Source organism: Nonomuraea sediminis, from assembly GCF_018531495.1.
In the GTDB taxonomy this organism is placed as follows: Bacteria; Actinomycetota; Actinomycetes; order Streptosporangiales; family Streptosporangiaceae; genus Nonomuraea; species Nonomuraea sediminis.
Window position 1 is genome coordinate 447,684 of sequence record NZ_JAHDTI010000007.1, and the last position, 16,174, is coordinate 463,857.

Below are 16,174 nucleotides of genomic sequence, written 5' to 3' on the forward strand. Positions count from 1 at the left end.
AAGAGGTGGGAGGATTCCCAGGTGGAACAGCTGGACGTCTGGTACGAGCGCTACGCGCGCGATCACGTGGCCAAGCTGCCCGCCGACGTCGACGCGTCGGTCTTCGGGCTCGCCTACAACCTGCTGCACCTGTCGTACGTGCTCGTGGCCGACCTGGAGTCGCGCATCCACCGGCCCAAGGGCTGGACGCTTCCCGGGTTCCGGCTCATGTTCAAGCTCTGGCTGCTCGGGCCGACCCGGGTGAGCGACCTCGCCGAGATGTCCGCCATGACCCGCTCGGCGGTGTCCAACGCCGTCAACACCCTGCAGCGTGATGGGCTGGTGGAGCGCCGTGGTGTGCCGGATGACCGCCGCAGTGTCATGGTCGCGCTCACCGACCGGGGCAGGCAGGCGGTCAGCGTGGCCTTCGAGGAGCAGAATCGGCGCGAGCGCGAATGGTTCGCAACCCTCACCGAGCCCGAGCGCGAGCAACTGGCCGAGCTCGTCCGCCGCCTCATCGCCGCCCGCCCGCAGGACTGACCCGCATCCTCCCACGATGAGTCAGGCGGGCGGCAGGTCCTGGTGAGTCAAGCGGAGCGCCGGGCGGCGGCCCCTGGGGTGGCCGAATCCATGACCAGGGTGGGAAGTCCGCAGCCCTTTGGTATCCACACGGAGCTCACCGGCGTCCTGCTACGCATGAACGCGGTCATGGAGCGGTGGGTGCAGTCGTGCCGCCGCGAGCCAATTTCCGGCAGGCCCAGTGCTGCGCCCAGGCGCGGATGGTCCGGACCGATTCGCTGTCCTCGGCGCACGCGGCTCGGCTTGATCATTGTGAGGGCAGCGAGACCGCCTTGGAATGCTCACGTACGGTGCCGAGTCGCTGCCCATCTCTACGGTTTACGGGATTCGGCCTGGTACGCGGCGGCCGCGAGGTCCTTGATCTCGTTGGTGTCCGCCTCCAGCAGGAAGCCTTCGGCGACCGCGGCGTCGGTGGCCGCGCCGAAGGCCGCCAGGTAGTCGCCGGCGCCGCCCGGGTAGAGCTGGGCCAGGGTGGCGCCGGTGAAGGGGACGGTCTGGCCGAAGAGCCTCTCGATCAGGCCGTTGTTGGGACTGATCCCGGTCAGTACGGCGGTTGGCGCGTCCATCCAGGGGGTGCGGATGCCGCCGAGCGCATTTCCGAGGCCGTCGCGCCGGATCGCGGGCGGCGGTCCGGGCCGGGTGTCCAGGCGGGGGGCGTGCGGCGGAGGCGTGCCGTCGTGTACCCAGCGGGCGAGGTGGTGGATGGCGGCGTTGGCGACGTAGTGGTGTTGCGGCGCGGCGTTGACGGTGTGGCCGAGCTCGAAGCCGGCGGCGCGCTCGCGGGGGGCGAGGGCGGCGGCCATGCGGGCGGGTTCCAGGCGTGTCATGTCGTGGGAGGCAGCGGCGTCGCTGTAGGTGTCGGCGTGGGCCGTTCCGGCGATCTCCCAGACGCGCAGGCAGGGTCCGTCGGGTTGCCGGGCGGACAGGTAGTCCAGGGTGATGAGGTCGGTCTCGGTCAGCAGGGCCAGGACGGGTACCCGCAGGTCGTCGCGGAACGGCACCGGCCGGGGGTCCATCTGGGGCGGGTCGGGCAGCACGAGCAGAGAGGCGGCACCGATGCGGCTATGGGTCAGGTAGCCGTGGTAGGCGCGGGCGATGGGATCGATCTTGTTGATGTAGGTGGTCAGCCGGTAGGCGGCCAGTGACACGCCGGCGGCGATGAGCCGCGCGCCGGGGAACAGCTCGGCGATGGCGTGCCCGGCCTGGGAGAAGATGTCGTAGGAGTAGTCGTCGCCGGGGTGGTACAGCGTGCCGTACCTGTCGTGGTCCCAGGCTTTGAGCCCTCCCGGCGCGGCTCCGTCGGGGGGCAGTGCGCTGCCGGTGACACCGGCGCACTGGGCCGAGACGCCGACCCAGGCGTATCCGCCGCGTATCAGTTCGGTGTGGGTGTAGAGCCATTCCACGCCGGCATCCATGAAGCCGGAGACGTTGAACCATTCCACCACGACGGTGCCGTTGAAGCGTTCTCGTGGCTCGGGGGTTCGGACGAGGACGCGGGTGACGTAGGGGGCGTGAGCGCGTACACCGACCTGCCCCGGCTCGGCGGGGTCGTCGCGGTAGGCGGTGGCGGTGCCGCTGAGCAGGTATTCCTCCTCGATGTAGCCGTGGTCCGCATCTTCGTTGCGGGCGGCTCCGAAGGGGCGGCCGCGGCCGCCGCGGGAGGGCTGCAGGTCGGGCAGGGCGGTTCGCATGAGCCTGTCCTCTCGGGAGATCGTTTGGTTGTCAGCCTGCCCTTGACAGGAATGGCTGTCAAGGGCAGGCTGACAGCCCGTGTGGGATGATCGGCGCGTGACGCAAAGCAGGCGCAGGCGACCCGTAGGCTCGGCAGAGGGTCTGGCGACCCGATGCTCCTTCTGTGGCAAGCCCTATGCCGAGGCCGGGAGGGTGGTCGCGGGCCCCGGCGTCTACATCTGCGACGCCTGCGTGGAGCTGTGCCGTCTGGTCATCGCCGACACCCCGCCCCGGGCGGACGGCGCCCCGCAGCGCGTGCACCGCGGCCCCGACCCGCGTACCGACGAGTACCTGGTCAGCATGTCCGACGAGGACATGCTGACCATGCTTCCCCGCCAGGCCCTCACGGTGGAGCAGGCTGAGCGTGACCTGCGGGCGTGGGTGCGGCTGCTGCGGGATCGCGGGGTGACGTGGGCCAGGATCGGAGAGGCTCTGGGGGTGTCGCGTCAGGCCGCTTGGGACCGGTTCGCGGCCGACGTCGCCGACGGCGACCGAGCCGGTTGACGGAGTACCAGGCGCGCCACAAAGATCTCGGGCGCGGGATCAGACCTCTGCCTCGAGCTCGTAGACCTCGGCGGTGGGATGCCCGGCACGCTCGTGGATGCGCATCACCGCCTCCTTGTCGGGCCCGGTGGCCAGGCAGAAGACCTTGCCCGATTGCGGGTCGAGCCAGGAGCGTTCGAAGTGAACGCCCTCCTCCGCTTCGATCGCGAGGTCGGCCTCGTGGGCCGCTGCCAGTTGCTCCTGGGTGGCGCCGGTGAAGCCTTCGTGTACGTCCATGAACTTCGCCATGGTGATCTCCTGACGTGGACTGATCATGCATAGATAGCACGACCGTTCGTACTTCGTTGGAGAGTAAGCACGACCGTGCTAACTTGTCAAACATGACGAGCACCAGCAGGCGGCGCCGCCCGCGTTCGGACGGCATACGCAGCAGGAACGCGATCCTCAAGGCATCGGCGGAGCTCGCCACGACCGAGGGGCTGCGCGGGCTCTCCATCGGTGACCTGGCCCAGCACATCGGGATGAGCAAGAGCGGGCTCTACGCGCACTTCGGCAGCAAGGAAGAGCTCCAGCTCGCCACCGTCGAAACCGCGGCGGAAATCTTCGACGCCGACGTTGTCCGCCCGGCGCTCGCCGCGGGCGACCCGATCGAGCAGCTCACCCAGCTGCTCGACGGGTTTCTCACGCACGTCGGCAGCGGCACCTTTCCCGGCGGGTGCTTCTTCGCGGCCGCGGCCGCCGAGCTGGACACCCACCCGGGGCAGGTACGCGAGCGCATCGCCGAGTTCCAGGCCGAGTGGATGCGACGCCTGGTCGACCTCGTCGAGAAGGCGCAGTCGGTCGGAGACGTCGCGGCAGAGGAAGATCCGGAGCAGCTCGCGTTCGAGCTCAACTCGCTGCTGGCCCTGGCGAACTCGACCTACGTCATGTTCGCCGACCCCAAGGTGTTCGATCGCGCCCGCGTGGGCATCGAGCAGCGACTGCGGCTCGCGAGACCGGCATCCTGAGGCCAGGAACAAGCCCGGCAAGCCGATGCTCATCCTGGTGGACGAGGGGGAGCCGGTCCAGCGCAAGGACCGCGTCCTCCTGAGCGGATGCGATGTTCGCACCATGACGACACGCCCTCGGCTGGACAGGGGTACTGCTTGGCCGAGGCAAGCCATACGGAGGAGGCCGCCGACCTGCCGATCACCGATCCGACGGACGTCGAGCGCTCAGCTGAGCGTCAGGTCGGGAGAGTACAGGTCGACCCATAGGGCGAGGTTGAGGGCCATCTCCAGACCACGCCGGGACGCCTGGCTGATCTGGGGCGTGCTGGCGGTGGCCCGGGCGAGCCGTTCGCGGCTGATCAGGTCGAACACCCGGTGCGACGGGGTGCTCAGGAGGTCCTTGGCCTGGTTCTGCAGTGCTACGGCGTATGCGGGGTCTTGGGTGGAGGGGTAGGGGCTCTTCACCCTCTCGTACACCGACGTGGGCAGCAGGTCGGCGGTGGCCTCGCGCAGCAGGCTCTTCTCCCGGCCGTCGAACGACTTCAGCTCCCAGGGAGCGTTGTAGACGTATTCCACCAGCCTGTGATCGCAGAACGGCACGCGGACCTCCAGCCCGACCGCCATGCTCATGCGATCTTTGCGGTCCAGAAGGACGCGGACGAAACGAGTGAGGTGGAGGTGGCTGATCTGCCGCATCCGGTACTCGAAGTCGCTTTCGCCGTTGAGGCGTTGGATCCCGGCCACCGCCTGGCGGTAGCTGTCCCGTACGTACGCAGTGAGATCGAGGGCCTTGGTGAAGTCCGGTGTGAGGACGCTGTCGTCGTCGCCGAAGTGCTGCCGGAAGCGCACCAGCCAGGGGAAGGTGTCGGCGGCGCGGGCCGCGGGGTCGAAGAACTGCTGGTAGCCGCCGAACACCTCGTCAGCGGATTCTCCCGACAGGGCTACTGTCGAGTGCTGCCGGATGGCCTTGAACAGCAGGTACAGGGAGGCGTCCATGTCGCCCATGGCGATGGGGAGGTCCCGGGCCCGGATCACGCGGGCCCGTATCTCAGGGTCGGCCAGTTGGCCGGACTCGAGCACGATGTCTTGATGCTCGGTCGCGGAGTGGCCGGCCACGTCGTGGACGTAGGGACCGTCGGGGGTCGCGCGTAGGTCGTCGGGGATGAAGTTCTCGCTCTGGCCGACGAAGTCGACGGCGAAGCTGCGGATCTTCTCCCCGGCTGCGGCGAGCCGGCGGGCGGCGAGGGCCGTCATGGCCGAGGAGTCCAGGCCGCCGGAGAGCAGGGTGCAGCGCGGTACGTCCGCGACAAGTTGGCGGTGGATGATGTCCTCAAGCAGCTCCCGCACCCGGGCGATGGAGCCGTCCCTGTCGTCAGGGTGCCGCCGGGTCTGCAGCGACCAGTAGACGCGGGTGCGGATGCCCTCCGGGCTGACGGTGACCACAGTGCCCGGCTCGACCTCGCGCATCCCCTGCCAAATGGCATGGCCGGGGGTCTTGACGTACGCGAATGTCTCCCGCAGGCCGTCCAGCGTCACGGTGCGCGAGGCGAGAGAGTTGGCGAGGATGGCTTTGGGCTCGGAACCGAACATCACCCCGTCGGGGGTGGGGTAGTAGTAGAAGGGTTTGATGCCCATCCGGTCACGGATCATGACGAGCTTCTGCTCGCGTGCGTCCCAAATGGCCAGGGCGTACATGCCGTTGAGCCGCTCAGCGACGGCCTCGCCCCACTCCACGTAGCCGTGCAGCACCACCTCGGTGTCGGAGTCGGTGGTGAAGCGGTGGCCTCGGGAGGCGAGCTCCTGCCGTAGCTCCGTGAAGTTGTAGACCTCGCCGGAGTAGACCATGACCGTGGTGGTTCCCGCTGCTTGGATGCTCATGGGTTGCCTGCCGCCCGGCAGGTCGATGACGGCCAGGCGTCGATGGCCGAGCGCGGCGTGGCCCTGGACCCAGGTGCCGCGGTCGTCCGGGCCGCGGCAGGCCATCGTCTCCGTCATCGCATCCACGATCGCCTGCTCTGCGCGTAGATCCCGCTGATAAGAGATCCATCCCGCGATACCACACACGGTCGCTCTCCGTTTCGGTCGCTGGAGTTCCTACGTACGGGTGTCGTTGCGTGTCAGCGTTCGTCCTTCAGGTGCTGTACGGCCCGGCGGCGTGTTCAGCTGTCCCACGTGAGGGGAAGGGCATGGACGCCGTAGATGAACATGTCGTCGCGCATCGGGACCTGCTCCGGTGCTACGGCCAGGCGAAGGCCGCGGAAGCGCCGCAGCAGCGCGGGGAAGGCGACGTGCATCTCGACGCGAGCCAGTTGCTGGCCCAGGCACTGGTGAACGCCGTGTCCGAAGGAGACGTGCTGGGAGGGTTCGCGGGCCAGGTCGAGCTCGTCAGGATGGGCGAACTGATGGGGGTCGCGGTTGGCGGCGGCCAGGGCCAGCACCACGGTCTGCCCAGCACGGATGCGCTCGCCGCCGAGCTCGACGTCCTGGCGGGCGACCCTGACGGGGCCGAATTGCAGGATGGTCAGATAGCGAAGGAGCTCCTCGACCGCGCGTTCGATATTTTCGGGATGTTCACGCAGGGCATGCAGCTGGTCGGGGTGGCGCAGCAGGGTGTACGTGCCCAGGGCCAGCATGTTGGCAGTGGTCTCGTGTCCTGCGACCAGCAGCAGCAGGCCGATGCCGGCCAGCTCCTCGTCCGTCAGCGCCGTCTGCGGGTCCTGCCCTGCCTGGATCAGGGTGCTGAGCAGGGCGTCGTCGGGGTGCTGGCGTTTCGCGGCGACCAGGTCGCGCATGTACTGGCGCAGCGCCGTACGGGCTTGCCGCGACTCGTCCTCGGGGGTGTCGAGCTTGAGCAGGGTGGCGGTGCGCTGCTGAAAGCCGTCCCGGTCGGCATAGGGCACGCCGAGCAGCTCGCAGATGACCAGCGAAGGGATCGGCCTGGCGAAAGTTGGGACGAGGTCCACTGGAGGACCGGCCGCCTGTATGGCGTCGAGGTGGTCGGCGACGATCTGCTCGATTCTCGGGGTCAGAGCGCGCATCCTGCGCACGGTGAAGTGGCGGGTGAGCATGCGCCGGTAGTGGGTGTGTTGCGGGGGATCCATGTTCAGCAGCATTCCCGGGCTGTCCTGGGGGCGGAACAAGGTGCGGCGTACGGGGGAGGAGGCCCTTGTCCGGTCGGAGCTGAAGCGGTCGTCGGCCAGCACCGCGCGGACGTCCTTGTGCCGGGTCAGCAGCCAGCCCACACTTCCGTCGGGGAAGGCCAGCGGGGCGATGGGCTGCTCTTGTTGCAGGCTCTGGTATCGCGAAGGCGGATCGAACGGGCAGCTGCGTTGCGTGGGCAAGGTCACGGTCAGTGGCTGGGCTGCGTTCATGGAGTGGCTCCGCTTCATCCGGCGGTGGTGCTCACAACTCCACAGTACGCCCTCGTACTATTCGTACAATCCCGTCCTTACTGGCGATGTTCACGTGATGTCATGCCGAGCAGCGGAGCCAGCGCCCCGTCCACCACCCGGTCGACAAGCGCGCGGCCGGGTTCTTCGCCTTCGATCAGCACCTGCATGAGCAGCAGCGACAACGGCATCTCCACGAGAAGTTCCGCATCGACGCCGTCGGGGATCTGCCCGCGCTCATGTGCGCGCGCCAGGATCGCCTGGGCGGCCTGACGCAGCGGGGTGCGCAGTCGTTCCCGACGCAGGCGGGCGAGCTCGGCATCGGTTCTGCTGCCTTCCAGCAGGGCGATCGCCAATCCGCGGTCAAGCTGTGTCCAGCCGGCGAACCACGCGGCGAGCAGGTACCGCAGGTCTTCGACAAGGCAGCCGGTGTCGTGGTCGATGATCTGTGGCCGGTGCTGCTCCAGAGCCGCCACCGCCAGGCGGGCCTTTGACGGCCATCGCTGATAGATCGTGGTCTTGCTGGCTCGGGCACGCTGAGCGACCATGTCCATGGTCAGCCGCTCGTAGCCCACCTCGGCCAGCAGCGCGAGGACGGCATCCAGCACCTCACGGCGCCGATCGGGATTGCTCAACGGGGTTTTACGGAGCCCGCGTGTTTCCCGCCGGGCGGAGGCCGTATCGTCGCTCGACATCGCGCCCGTCCCCTTTCTGCTCGCGATGTATTGAGTGCACCGTAGCCTTTCGCCTACCGCCCGTATACCGTCCAGCCTTCGCCGTGGTCAAAACGCGGGCGGCCGCCTGACGTCGCGCGTGTCCGTGGAGGGAACATGCGTCACCTGCCACCCGATCGGCGGGTCTCGTGAGGTGACTCGGCCCAGAAGATCCCGCGAGCCGCGATGAGTCCTGCGGCGTCCGGCGGTCGTACTGTCGAACCCGTCACCGAGGAGGACTTCTGATGCGCAGCGTGACCTATTCGATGAACGTCTCACTTGACGGCTACATCACCGGGCCGGACGGCGGCCTCGACTGGACGCCGCCCGACGAGGAGGTCTTTCGCTCCTGGATCGACGAGATACGAGAGGTCGGCGTCCACCTGTTGGGACGACGGCTGTACGAGACGATGCTGTACTGGGAGACCGCCGACCAGGATCCATCGCTCGACGACTCGAGGCTCGAGTGGGCCGCGCTCTGGAAGCCGCTCCCCAAGGTGGTGTTCTCCACCACGCTGTCGGCGGTGCAGGGCAGTGCCCGCCTGGCCTCCGGCGGCCTGGCGGAGGAGATCGAGCGGTTGCGAGCCGAGCCGGGGGAGGGCGACATCGCGATCGGCGGCGCGACTCTCGCCGCCGAGGCGGCCGCGTTGGGCCTGATCGACGAGTACCGGGCCAGGGTCTACCCGGTGCTGGTCGGCGGTGGCATTCCGTTCTTTCCCCAGCGCGAGCGCCGGGTGGATCTCGAACTCGTCGAGACCCGCACCTTCAACTCGGGAGTCGTCTACCTCCGCTACCGCGTGACGCGCTAGCAACCACCGGGCATGTCCAGTCGCGTGTTCACAGGTTGTCAACGAAGCCCTCTGCCTTGAGCCGGCCCATGCTGGTCTCTCCGCGAACGAGATGGACGGCCTGCTCGGTGCGGCGCGTTCTGATGGCCTCAGTATCCGCACCCGGGGTGAAAGAAATGTCGAAGATCCGTTGAGGCCGTCAGAAGGCGGATGACAAGCTCGGCGGGCCGTAAGGAGTGCGCGTCAGTCGTCCTTGTCGGGCGGCCCGCCGATCTGATTGCGAGAGGTGAACCCGAGCTTGGTCAGAATGTGTTGAATGTGGGTTTCCGCGGTTCGTTGGCTGATCACCAAGCGGCGGGCGATCTCCTTGTTGGTCAGGCCCTGCGCGGCCAGCCTCGCGACCTCAGCTTCGCGCGGTGTGAGCGGCGAGCGTACTGATTCCCCGGCGGCCGGAGGGGCGGAAGGCGGGTTCTCGTGCATCGCCTCGGCCGCGGCCTGCTCGATCGTGAGCGCCGCGCCTGCCTCGAACAGGGTGGTGAACCTCCGGTCGCCGAGCGCCTCCCTTGTGGCTGCCGTGCAACGGTCATGGTCGGGCTGAAAGAAGGGGTACAGGGGCGCGCCGATGGCCGCCATGGTCGCGTGGGCCGCGCCAAGCAGCCGGGCGGCATGCTCGGGCTCGTCGGCCGCAGCGACCCAGGCCAGGATCTCCAGGCAGTGGCCGGTGTCCACCCGGTCGTCGAGGGCCCGGTTGATCCGCAGGCACTCCGCGGCCATGAGCCCGGCACGCCGATGATCTCCTTCCCGCCACATCACCCAGGAGAAGTAGAGCAGCACCCACGACCGGTGCCACAGGTCACCATGGGCCTGGGTGACCGCCAGGCACTCCTCGCAGAGGGCGATCGCACGACCCGAGTCCCCTGCCAGGTAGCACGCCACGGACAGGATGATCTGATCGTTCGTGATCCGCTCCGCGTCCTTCATGGCGGTGTGCACGGCCAGCGACCTCTCCAGCAGCATGACCGCCGTGGCCGCGTCACCCTCGCACATGGCCACCCAGCCGCAGACGCTGTCCGCCGCGGCGGCCCTCGACCGATCACCCAGCCGTACGGCCAGCTCCCTGCATTCCTGCAGCAAGCTACGGGCAGCGGGAAGGTCACCGTGCAGGTTCGCCAGGGAGGCGGCAGCCCACAGCGCTGTGGCGCGCGCCGGGGTCGGCTCAGGCGCCAGGGCGAGCGCCCGGCTGAGCCAGTGGCGGCCCTCGCTCAGGTGACCGGACTCGAAGAAGGCGCAGATGCTGGCGGCCATGACCAGAGCGGGCTGCGCCTGGCCCGGCTCGGTCAGGCAGAACTCCATCGCGGCCTGCAGGTTGGCGTGCTCGCGCCGCAGGCGCGCACTCCAGGCCAGCTGATCCGGGCCGAACCACTCACGACCGACCTGCTCGGTCAGTTCCTGGTAGTAGTCGCGATGGCGGCACCGCTGTTCGGTCAGCAGATCAGCGTCTGCCATCTTGTCGAAGGCGTACTGGCGAAGGCTCTCCAGCATCCGATAGCGAACCTGACCCTGGTCATGCGAGACGCTCAGGATCGACTTGTCCACCAGCGCGTCCACCAGATCCAGCACCTGGTCGGTGGCGATGATCCCCTCACGCGTGCAGACCTGCTCGACGGCATCCAGATCGAACCCGCCCGAGAACACCGAGGCCAGCTCCCAGAGTGTGCGTTCGGCGTTGGTGCACAGGTTGTAGCTCCAGTCGATCAGTGCGCGGAGCGTTTGGTGACGTGGGATCGACGCCCGTTTACCGACGGTCAGCAGGCGGAATCGGTCATCCAGCCGCTGCAGGATCTGCTCCGCCGACAGCACGCGCAGCCGCACGGCTGCCAGCTCCAGGGCCAGCGGGATGCCGTCAAGCCGCTGACTGATCCGCACCACCGTCCGCGCGTTGTGCGGCGTGAGCGCGAAGCTGGGACGCACCGACTGCGCCCGTTCGACGAACAGGCTCACCGCCTCCGAGCGGGCCCAGGCATACGTCATCCGAGCCTCGTCAGGATCGGGAACCGACAGGGAGGGCACCGCCCACGTCTGCTCGCCGGCGATCCCGAGCGACTGCCTGCTGGTCGCGAGAATCCGCACCGCGGGAGCCATCGGCATGATCTCGCCAAGGAACGCGGCGGTGGCGTCCACCAGGTGCTCGCAGTTGTCCATCACCAGCAGCAGGTGCTTGGGACTCAGGAACCTCGTCAGCGTGGACATGAGCCCAGGAACCGACCGGTCCTGGACGCCCAGCGTGTCGGCCACCGTCTCGATCAACAGCCCAGGATCTGACAGGTCGGCCAGCGCCACCAGCCACACCCCGTCGGGAAAGGCCCGCCGTACCTGCTCTGCCACGCGCAGCGCCAGCCTGGTCTTGCCCACCCCGCCGGGGCCGGTCAGCGTCACGAGCCGAGACTGCGACAGCAGCCGCCTGACCTCGGCCACCTCCTGTCTGCGGCCCACGAAGCTGGTCTCCTCGGCAGGCAGGTTGCCCTGCCGATCGCGCGCCGAGCCTCTCTCCGCGACCCTCATCGATCACCCCCTGGGCGGAGCCCTTCCTTCGTACCGCGTTCGGCTCCGCCTCAAGCCCATCCGAATGCCTAATCTTGACCAAGGGCGGCTATGCCATGAGCGCTTGACATGCTGATCTACAAGGCATCTGCGGTCGATGCTGATCGATACAACGGTCCCGCTCGCAGCGGTGACCCGATCGTGCCGAGCGGGTCGTCGTACCACTGGAAGGACGGATCGAGCGTCGGAAAGTGCTCGGCGGGCTGATCGACAGGTACCACCGAGCCGCGCAGCCACTCTGGAGGATTCCCAGCTCAAGACCTACGCGATGGATTTTGAAGCGGTACAGGATGCCGCGTAGTCGTGTCCCGTTTACTCAGAGGGCGTGTTCGGTGATCCCACGCAGTGCCTCGACGTGTGAGGTGAACGCGCCGCGGCCCTGAGCGGTGAGCGACAGCCAGGTCCGCGGGCGTTTGCCGACATGCCCCTTGGTGATCTTCACGTACCCGGCTTTCTCCAGTATGGCGGCCTGCCTGGACAGTGCCTGATCGGTCACCTCTACGGTGTCGCGCACGAATGCGAACTCCGCCTTTTCCGCCGCCGCCAGCGCCGCCATGATCGAGAACCGGATCGGCGAATGAATGACCTGGTCCAGCGCGTGCCGGGGATGGCTCATGCCCACACTCTTCGATACGTCACGTAGGCGGTCACGAAACCGGGCACCGCCACCAGCACCGCACCCGGCAGCCACCAGGCAAGGTTGCCGGGGAAGAAGCGAATCCCGGGGTAGAGCACGATCCCATACAACACGGCCCAGGTCCCGATCATCACTCCGTGCGTCTTCGCCATCCCACGGTAGGCAACCGGCTGCCGCGCGGCGTACACGCTCAGCGCGGTGGTGGCGGGAAGCCAGATCACCATGCTGACGACGACGCCCAGTGGAGCATCCAGCAGGCCGAGCGCAAGGATCATCACGAACGACGCCGCCCCGTACATCAGTTGGTAGCGGACCACCCAGCGCGAATGCCTGTTCATCATCGTCTTGAGCCGCTCTGCCTGTGCCAGGGCGGCCGCGGGATCCAGATCATTCATCTCCATACTCATCAATGTAACAAGTACTTGTCACTTCGGTAAGTACTTGGCAAGGAGGGACGTGGTCACTGCGTGTCCGCTGCTTCCCATCGCGGATCGCTGGGCGATGCCGTTCTGGAGGGAGGGGCGGGCGGTCCCGCGACGTCGACCCGCTCGGTAGGGACAACCCCCTCATGCGGGAGGCGGCTGGCGGGATGGCAGGCCCTGCGCCACCGCTCCTAGCTTGGAATCATGAAACAGAGCAAGAAAGCGCTGGTCGCCGGAGTGGCGGCCGCAGGCATGATGGCGGGCTCGCAGCCGGCGATCGCCGCCCCGGAGCGGGGCAGCGTGGTGTCGGCTGAACGGCTCGACGTGCTGTCGGCGGGGCGGGTGACCGCCACGCTGAAGGGCGATCGGGGAGGGGCCTGGGACACCAGCAGGGTGCGATACGGCGTGGAGACGTACCGGCTGGTGTACCGGACCGTTGACCCCTCCGGACGGCGGACGACCGCGAGCGGCCTGGTGGCGTTGCCGCGCAACGCCGGCCGCCAATTACGGACGGTGTCGTTCACGCATGGCACCGAGCTGTTCCGCGGTGATGCCCCCTCCGTCACCAAGGAGGTGTGGGGCAAGGCTTCGGCGCTGACGTACGCGTCCGCCGGGATGGCCGTGGTCGCCCCCGACTACCTGGGCATGGGCAAGGGGCCCGGAGCGCATCCCTGGATGGACATCCCGTCGGAGACCACGGCCACGCTGGACATGCTGCGCGCTGCCCGCGTGTTCGCGGCGCGCAAAGAAGGGAGCTCGGACGTGACGTGCTGGCGACGGGTTTCTCGCAGGGCGCCTCGGCGGCGCTGGGGCTGGCCAGGGCGCTGCAAGGGGGCGCCGATCACTGGTTCAGGCTGGGGGCACTCGCGCCGGTCAGCGGCGGGTACGCATTCAAGGACGTGGAATTGCCCGCCTTGCTCAAGGGCGAGACGGATCCCAAAGCCGGGGTGATCTATGCCGCACTCACCTTCGTGGCGTTCAACCAGGCGCACCACCTGTACGACTCGCCCAGCGACGTCTTCCGCGCGCCGTACGACCGGCGGATCGAGAAGCTGCTCGACGGCTCCCACACCGGCCCCGAAGTCGTCAAGGGCACGCCGAACATGGTGAAAGACCTGCTGACCGCTCGCGGCCGGGATGCTCTCGCGCACCCCACCGGCCGGTTGGCGCAGGCGCTGAGGGTGACGGACGCCGTGTGCGCGTGGACGCCGAAGGTTCCGGTCCGGCTCTACATGGCGAAGTCGGACGAGCAGGCCGTGAACGGCAACAGCCGACGATGCCTGGCTCAGCTGCGAGCGCGAGGCGCCGACGTGCGACTGATCGACCTCGGGACGCCCGACTACAGCGGTTCACGACACCTGGGGTCACAGCAGGCGGCCACTGCGTCGCTGGTCCGCTGGTTCGCCTCCATCTCCAAAAAGCCAATCTGACGAGCCTCGCTGTGCCGTACGGGCCAGGCGCCTGTACGGCGCAGCGGCTGCGCGGGCGGCGGATTGACCGCCCGAACCCCGCCCGCTTAGCGTGAAGTGGCTATGGTCTCGAAAGGGAGACGCCTGCTGGACAATCTGCCGGCAGACCTCACGAGTTTCGTCGATCGGCGCCTTGAGCTGGCGGAAGTCAAACGGCTGCTCTCACTGGCTCGGCTGGTGACGCTGACCGGCGTGGGCGGAGTCGGGAAGACCCGCCTGGCGCTGCGTGCCGCGACGGATCTGCGCCGGGCGTTCGCCGACGGGGTCTGGATGGTGGAACTGGCCGCTCTTACGGACCCGGAGCTACTGGTCCAGACGGTGGCGGGGCACCTCGGACTTGGCGACCAGTCGGCCAGGCCGCCCCTGACGGCGCTGTCCGAGCGCATCGCCGACAAGCAGATGCTCATCGTGCTCGACAACTGCGAGCACCTGCTCGACGCCTGCGCGACCTTGGCGCACGAACTGCTGCGGGCCTCTCCTGGCTTGCGCATCCTGAGCACCAGCCGGGAGCCGCTCGGAGTGTACGGCGAGCACGTGCTGGCCGTACCCCCGCTGTCTGTTCCGACGGAGTCACCGGAAAGCGTCACGGTCTCGGCGGCGGTCGCCCTGTTCGCGGACCGGGCGGCCTCGGTCGTGCCGAGGTTCGCTGTCACACCGGACAACGCGGCCGTCCTGGGGCGGCTCTGCCAGCGGCTGGAGGGAATCCCGCTGGCCATCGAGCTGGCGGCGGTCCGCCTGCGGGCGCTGTCGGCGCAGCAGCTCCTGGACCGGCTTGACGACCGCTTCGAGCTGCTGTCCGGTGGCCCGCGGACCAAGCCGCACCGCCAGCAGACGCTGCGCGCGCTGCTGGACTGGAGCCGCGACCTGTGCTCTTCCCAGGAGCAGACGCTGTGGGCGAGGTTGTCGGTGTTCTACGGCGGCTTCGGCCTGGAGGCGGTGGAGGAGGTCTGCAGCCTCCGCGGTCTGCCCAGGGAGAGCATCCTCGACATCCTCATCCAGCTGGTGGACAAGTCGATCCTGATCAGGGACGAGGCCGCGCCGGATCGATACCGGCTGCTGGAGACCATGCGGCAGTACGGTGCCGAACTGCTGTCCGGCAGCGGTGAGCTGACGGCGTTGCGCCGCAGGCACCGCGATTACTACGAGCGGCTGGCCGTACGGGCGGAGGCGGAGTGGTTCGGCGGGCAGCAGCTCGAGTGGACCAACCGCCTGCGGCGCGAGCACGCCAATCTCCGGGCGGCGCTCGACTTCTGCCGGACAGAGCCGGGAGAGGCCGAGGCCGGGCTGCTCATGGCCGCCGCGCTGCGCGTGTACTGGCTCGGTTCGGGCCTGATCCGGGAGGGACGCGGCTGGCTCGACCGCCTGCTCCCGCTCCACACCGAGGCGACCCCGGCGCGGGCCAAGGCCTTGTGGCTCGACACCTGGCTCAGCCTCCTGCAGAACGACGAGGCCGCCGCGCTGCCGATGCTCAAGGCCAGCCGGGCGCTGGCCGAGAAACTGGACGACGCGAGCGCCCTGGCGTACGTCGCGCAGATCACCGGGCTGGCCGAATTCAGGGGAGACCTGCCCGCGACGGTCGCGCTGTTCGAGGAGGCGCTCGCCCAGCACCGCGCCGCCGGCGACCTGATGGGTACCGCGTACGCCCTGATCCGTCTGGCGACCACCAGCATCCTGCTCGACGACGCCGACAGAGCCGTCGCCTACTGCGAGGAGTGCATCGCACTGAGCGCCTCCCACGGTGAGGTGTGGTTCAGGGCGCACACGCTGTGGATGATGGGCATCGCGGTCTGGAGGGCGGGCGGCTACCGCAGGGCCGCCGCGCTGGAACAGGAGAGCATCCGGATCAAGGGCGCCTTCCACGACCAGGTGGGGGTCGCGATCGGGATCGAGGTCCTGGCCTGGATCGCGGCGGCTGAAGGGTACAGTGAGCGGGCCGCCACCCTGCTCGGGGCGCTGGAGACGATCTGGCTGCGCACCGGCATCTCCCTGTTCAACTTCGTGACCGCCTATCACGACCAGTGCCAGGAGAACACGCGGGAGATCCTGGCGGGCAAAGGTTACGAGTCGGCCTACCGGCGCGGGACCCGGTTCACCGTGGAAGACGCGATCTCCTTCGCGCTGGAAGCGAAGCCTGACTCGGCGGCGGCGGTCAAGCCCGAGGCCGAGTCAGGGCCGTTGACGCGCAGGGAGATGGAGATCGCCGAACTGGTCGCGCAGGGTTTGAGCAACAAGGAGATCGCCGCCGCGCTGGTGATAGCGACGCGCACGGCGGAGGGTCACGTGGAGCACATCCTGACCAAGCTCGGCTTCACGTCGCGGGTGCAGATCGCGGCCTGGGCCGTCCAGCACGGCCGCCACCGATGAGTGTCCCGT

The 16,174-nt window shown here is 68.4% G+C and carries 15 protein-coding genes; 7 read left to right on the forward strand and 8 right to left on the reverse strand.

The features are described 5' to 3' along the window. The first annotated feature begins 21 nt into the window (after positions 1 to 21). A complete protein-coding gene (locus tag KIK09_RS30540; RefSeq protein WP_214322841.1) occupies positions 22 to 519 on the forward strand; it encodes a MarR family winged helix-turn-helix transcriptional regulator in 498 nt (165 codons plus the stop codon). Between the two features lie 350 nt (positions 520 to 869). Here the strand turns inward: KIK09_RS30540 and KIK09_RS30545 are convergent, their stop codons facing one another. Further along, positions 870 to 2,249 (reverse strand): alpha/beta hydrolase domain-containing protein, encoded by a 1,380-nt coding sequence (locus tag KIK09_RS30545; RefSeq protein WP_214322842.1) that lies wholly within the window; start codon positions 2,247 to 2,249, stop codon positions 870 to 872. A 97-nt stretch (positions 2,250 to 2,346) separates the two neighbouring features. On the opposite strand from KIK09_RS30545, the gene KIK09_RS30550 reads away from it, so the two are divergent. Further along, positions 2,347 to 2,793 carry a ClpX C4-type zinc finger protein gene (locus tag KIK09_RS30550; RefSeq protein ID WP_214322843.1) on the forward strand — a complete coding sequence of 149 codons (447 nt, stop codon included), beginning with the start codon at positions 2,347 to 2,349 and terminating at the stop codon, positions 2,791 to 2,793. A 39-nt stretch (positions 2,794 to 2,832) separates the two neighbouring features. Here the strand turns inward: KIK09_RS30550 and KIK09_RS30555 are convergent, their stop codons facing one another. Next, positions 2,833 to 3,108, reverse strand: coding sequence for an SCO4226 family nickel-binding protein (locus KIK09_RS30555; RefSeq protein ID WP_250573979.1), 276 nt, complete (start codon positions 3,106 to 3,108; stop codon positions 2,833 to 2,835). 65 nt (positions 3,109 to 3,173) lie between these two features. Between KIK09_RS30555 and KIK09_RS30560 the strand changes: the two genes are divergently transcribed. Further along, positions 3,174 to 3,800, forward strand: a complete 627-nt coding sequence (locus KIK09_RS30560) for a TetR/AcrR family transcriptional regulator (protein ID WP_214322844.1) — start codon at positions 3,174 to 3,176, stop codon at positions 3,798 to 3,800. Between the two features lie 207 nt (positions 3,801 to 4,007). On the opposite strand, the gene asnB is transcribed toward KIK09_RS30560, so the two are convergent. From asnB to KIK09_RS30575, 3 genes are all read right to left on the reverse strand, one after another. Next, complete coding sequence (asnB, locus tag KIK09_RS30565) at positions 4,008 to 5,846, reverse strand: asparagine synthase (glutamine-hydrolyzing) (protein WP_214322845.1); 1,839 nt, start codon at positions 5,844 to 5,846, stop codon at positions 4,008 to 4,010. Between the two features lie 95 nt (positions 5,847 to 5,941). Then, on the reverse strand, positions 5,942 to 7,153 hold the full coding sequence (locus KIK09_RS30570) for a cytochrome P450 (protein ID WP_214322846.1): 1,212 nt from the start codon (positions 7,151 to 7,153) through the stop codon (positions 5,942 to 5,944). A gap of 77 nt (positions 7,154 to 7,230) precedes the next feature. After that, positions 7,231 to 7,866 (reverse strand): TetR/AcrR family transcriptional regulator, encoded by a 636-nt coding sequence (locus KIK09_RS30575; protein ID WP_214322847.1) that lies wholly within the window; start codon positions 7,864 to 7,866, stop codon positions 7,231 to 7,233. Between the two features lie 263 nt (positions 7,867 to 8,129). Between KIK09_RS30575 and KIK09_RS30580 the strand changes: the two genes are divergently transcribed. Next, on the forward strand, positions 8,130 to 8,693 hold the full coding sequence (locus KIK09_RS30580) for a dihydrofolate reductase family protein (protein WP_214322848.1): 564 nt from the start codon (positions 8,130 to 8,132) through the stop codon (positions 8,691 to 8,693). 222 nt (positions 8,694 to 8,915) lie between these two features. Here KIK09_RS30580 and KIK09_RS30585 read toward each other — a convergent pair whose 3' ends face one another. The 3 genes from KIK09_RS30585 to KIK09_RS30595 all read right to left on the reverse strand — a co-directional run bounded on the left by KIK09_RS30585 (position 8,916) and on the right by KIK09_RS30595 (position 12,311). After that, positions 8,916 to 11,234 carry an ATP-binding protein gene (locus tag KIK09_RS30585; RefSeq protein ID WP_214322849.1) on the reverse strand — a complete coding sequence of 773 codons (2,319 nt, stop codon included), beginning with the start codon at positions 11,232 to 11,234 and terminating at the stop codon, positions 8,916 to 8,918. A gap of 355 nt (positions 11,235 to 11,589) precedes the next feature. Further along, entirely contained in the window at positions 11,590 to 11,889 is a 300-nt protein-coding gene (locus KIK09_RS30590) for a transcriptional regulator (protein ID WP_214322850.1), read from the reverse strand. After that, the gene (locus KIK09_RS30595; RefSeq protein WP_214322851.1) at positions 11,886 to 12,311 is read right to left on the reverse strand and encodes a hypothetical protein; all 426 of its coding nucleotides are present in this window, start codon (positions 12,309 to 12,311) and stop codon (positions 11,886 to 11,888) included. Before KIK09_RS30595 ends, KIK09_RS30590 begins: the two co-directional genes overlap by 4 nt. Before the next feature lie 225 nt (positions 12,312 to 12,536). Here KIK09_RS30595 and KIK09_RS30600 point away from each other — a divergent pair, with 225 nt between their 5' ends. The 3 genes from KIK09_RS30600 (at position 12,537) to KIK09_RS30610 (ending at position 16,165) form a co-directional block, all read left to right on the forward strand. Next, a complete protein-coding gene (locus tag KIK09_RS30600) occupies positions 12,537 to 13,283 on the forward strand; it encodes a hypothetical protein (protein ID WP_214322852.1) in 747 nt (248 codons plus the stop codon). After that, on the forward strand, positions 13,238 to 13,762 hold the full coding sequence (locus tag KIK09_RS30605; protein ID WP_214322853.1) for a hypothetical protein: 525 nt from the start codon (positions 13,238 to 13,240) through the stop codon (positions 13,760 to 13,762). The genes KIK09_RS30600 and KIK09_RS30605 overlap by 46 nt, the downstream gene beginning before the upstream one ends. A gap of 102 nt (positions 13,763 to 13,864) precedes the next feature. Then, positions 13,865 to 16,165: an ATP-binding protein gene (locus KIK09_RS30610; protein WP_214322854.1), complete on the forward strand. Its 2,301-nt coding sequence runs from the start codon at positions 13,865 to 13,867 to the stop codon at positions 16,163 to 16,165. Positions 16,166 to 16,174 lie beyond the last annotated feature (9 nt).

What these genes read in the sequence shown, in the direction of transcription:
- KIK09_RS30570 (WP_214322846.1), bottom strand. Translation starts at nt 7,153, where the DNA reads ATGAACGCAGCCCAGCCACTGACCGTGACCTTGCCCACGCAACGCAGC.
- KIK09_RS30590 (WP_214322850.1), bottom strand. Translation starts at nt 11,889, where the DNA reads ATGAGCCATCCCCGGCACGCGCTGGACCAGGTCATTCATTCGCCGATC.
- KIK09_RS30600 (WP_214322852.1), top strand. Translation starts at nt 12,537, where the DNA reads ATGAAACAGAGCAAGAAAGCGCTGGTCGCCGGAGTGGCGGCCGCAGGC.
- KIK09_RS30580 (WP_214322848.1), top strand. Translation starts at nt 8,130, where the DNA reads ATGCGCAGCGTGACCTATTCGATGAACGTCTCACTTGACGGCTACATC.
- KIK09_RS30555 (WP_250573979.1), bottom strand. Translation starts at nt 3,108, where the DNA reads ATGATCAGTCCACGTCAGGAGATCACCATGGCGAAGTTCATGGACGTA.
- KIK09_RS30585 (WP_214322849.1), bottom strand. Translation starts at nt 11,234, where the DNA reads ATGAGGGTCGCGGAGAGAGGCTCGGCGCGCGATCGGCAGGGCAACCTG.
- KIK09_RS30610 (WP_214322854.1), top strand. Translation starts at nt 13,865, where the DNA reads ATGGTCTCGAAAGGGAGACGCCTGCTGGACAATCTGCCGGCAGACCTC.
- KIK09_RS30575 (WP_214322847.1), bottom strand. Translation starts at nt 7,866, where the DNA reads ATGTCGAGCGACGATACGGCCTCCGCCCGGCGGGAAACACGCGGGCTC.
- KIK09_RS30560 (WP_214322844.1), top strand. Translation starts at nt 3,174, where the DNA reads ATGACGAGCACCAGCAGGCGGCGCCGCCCGCGTTCGGACGGCATACGC.
- KIK09_RS30545 (WP_214322842.1), bottom strand. Translation starts at nt 2,249, where the DNA reads ATGCGAACCGCCCTGCCCGACCTGCAGCCCTCCCGCGGCGGCCGCGGC.
- KIK09_RS30595 (WP_214322851.1), bottom strand. Translation starts at nt 12,311, where the DNA reads ATGGAGATGAATGATCTGGATCCCGCGGCCGCCCTGGCACAGGCAGAG.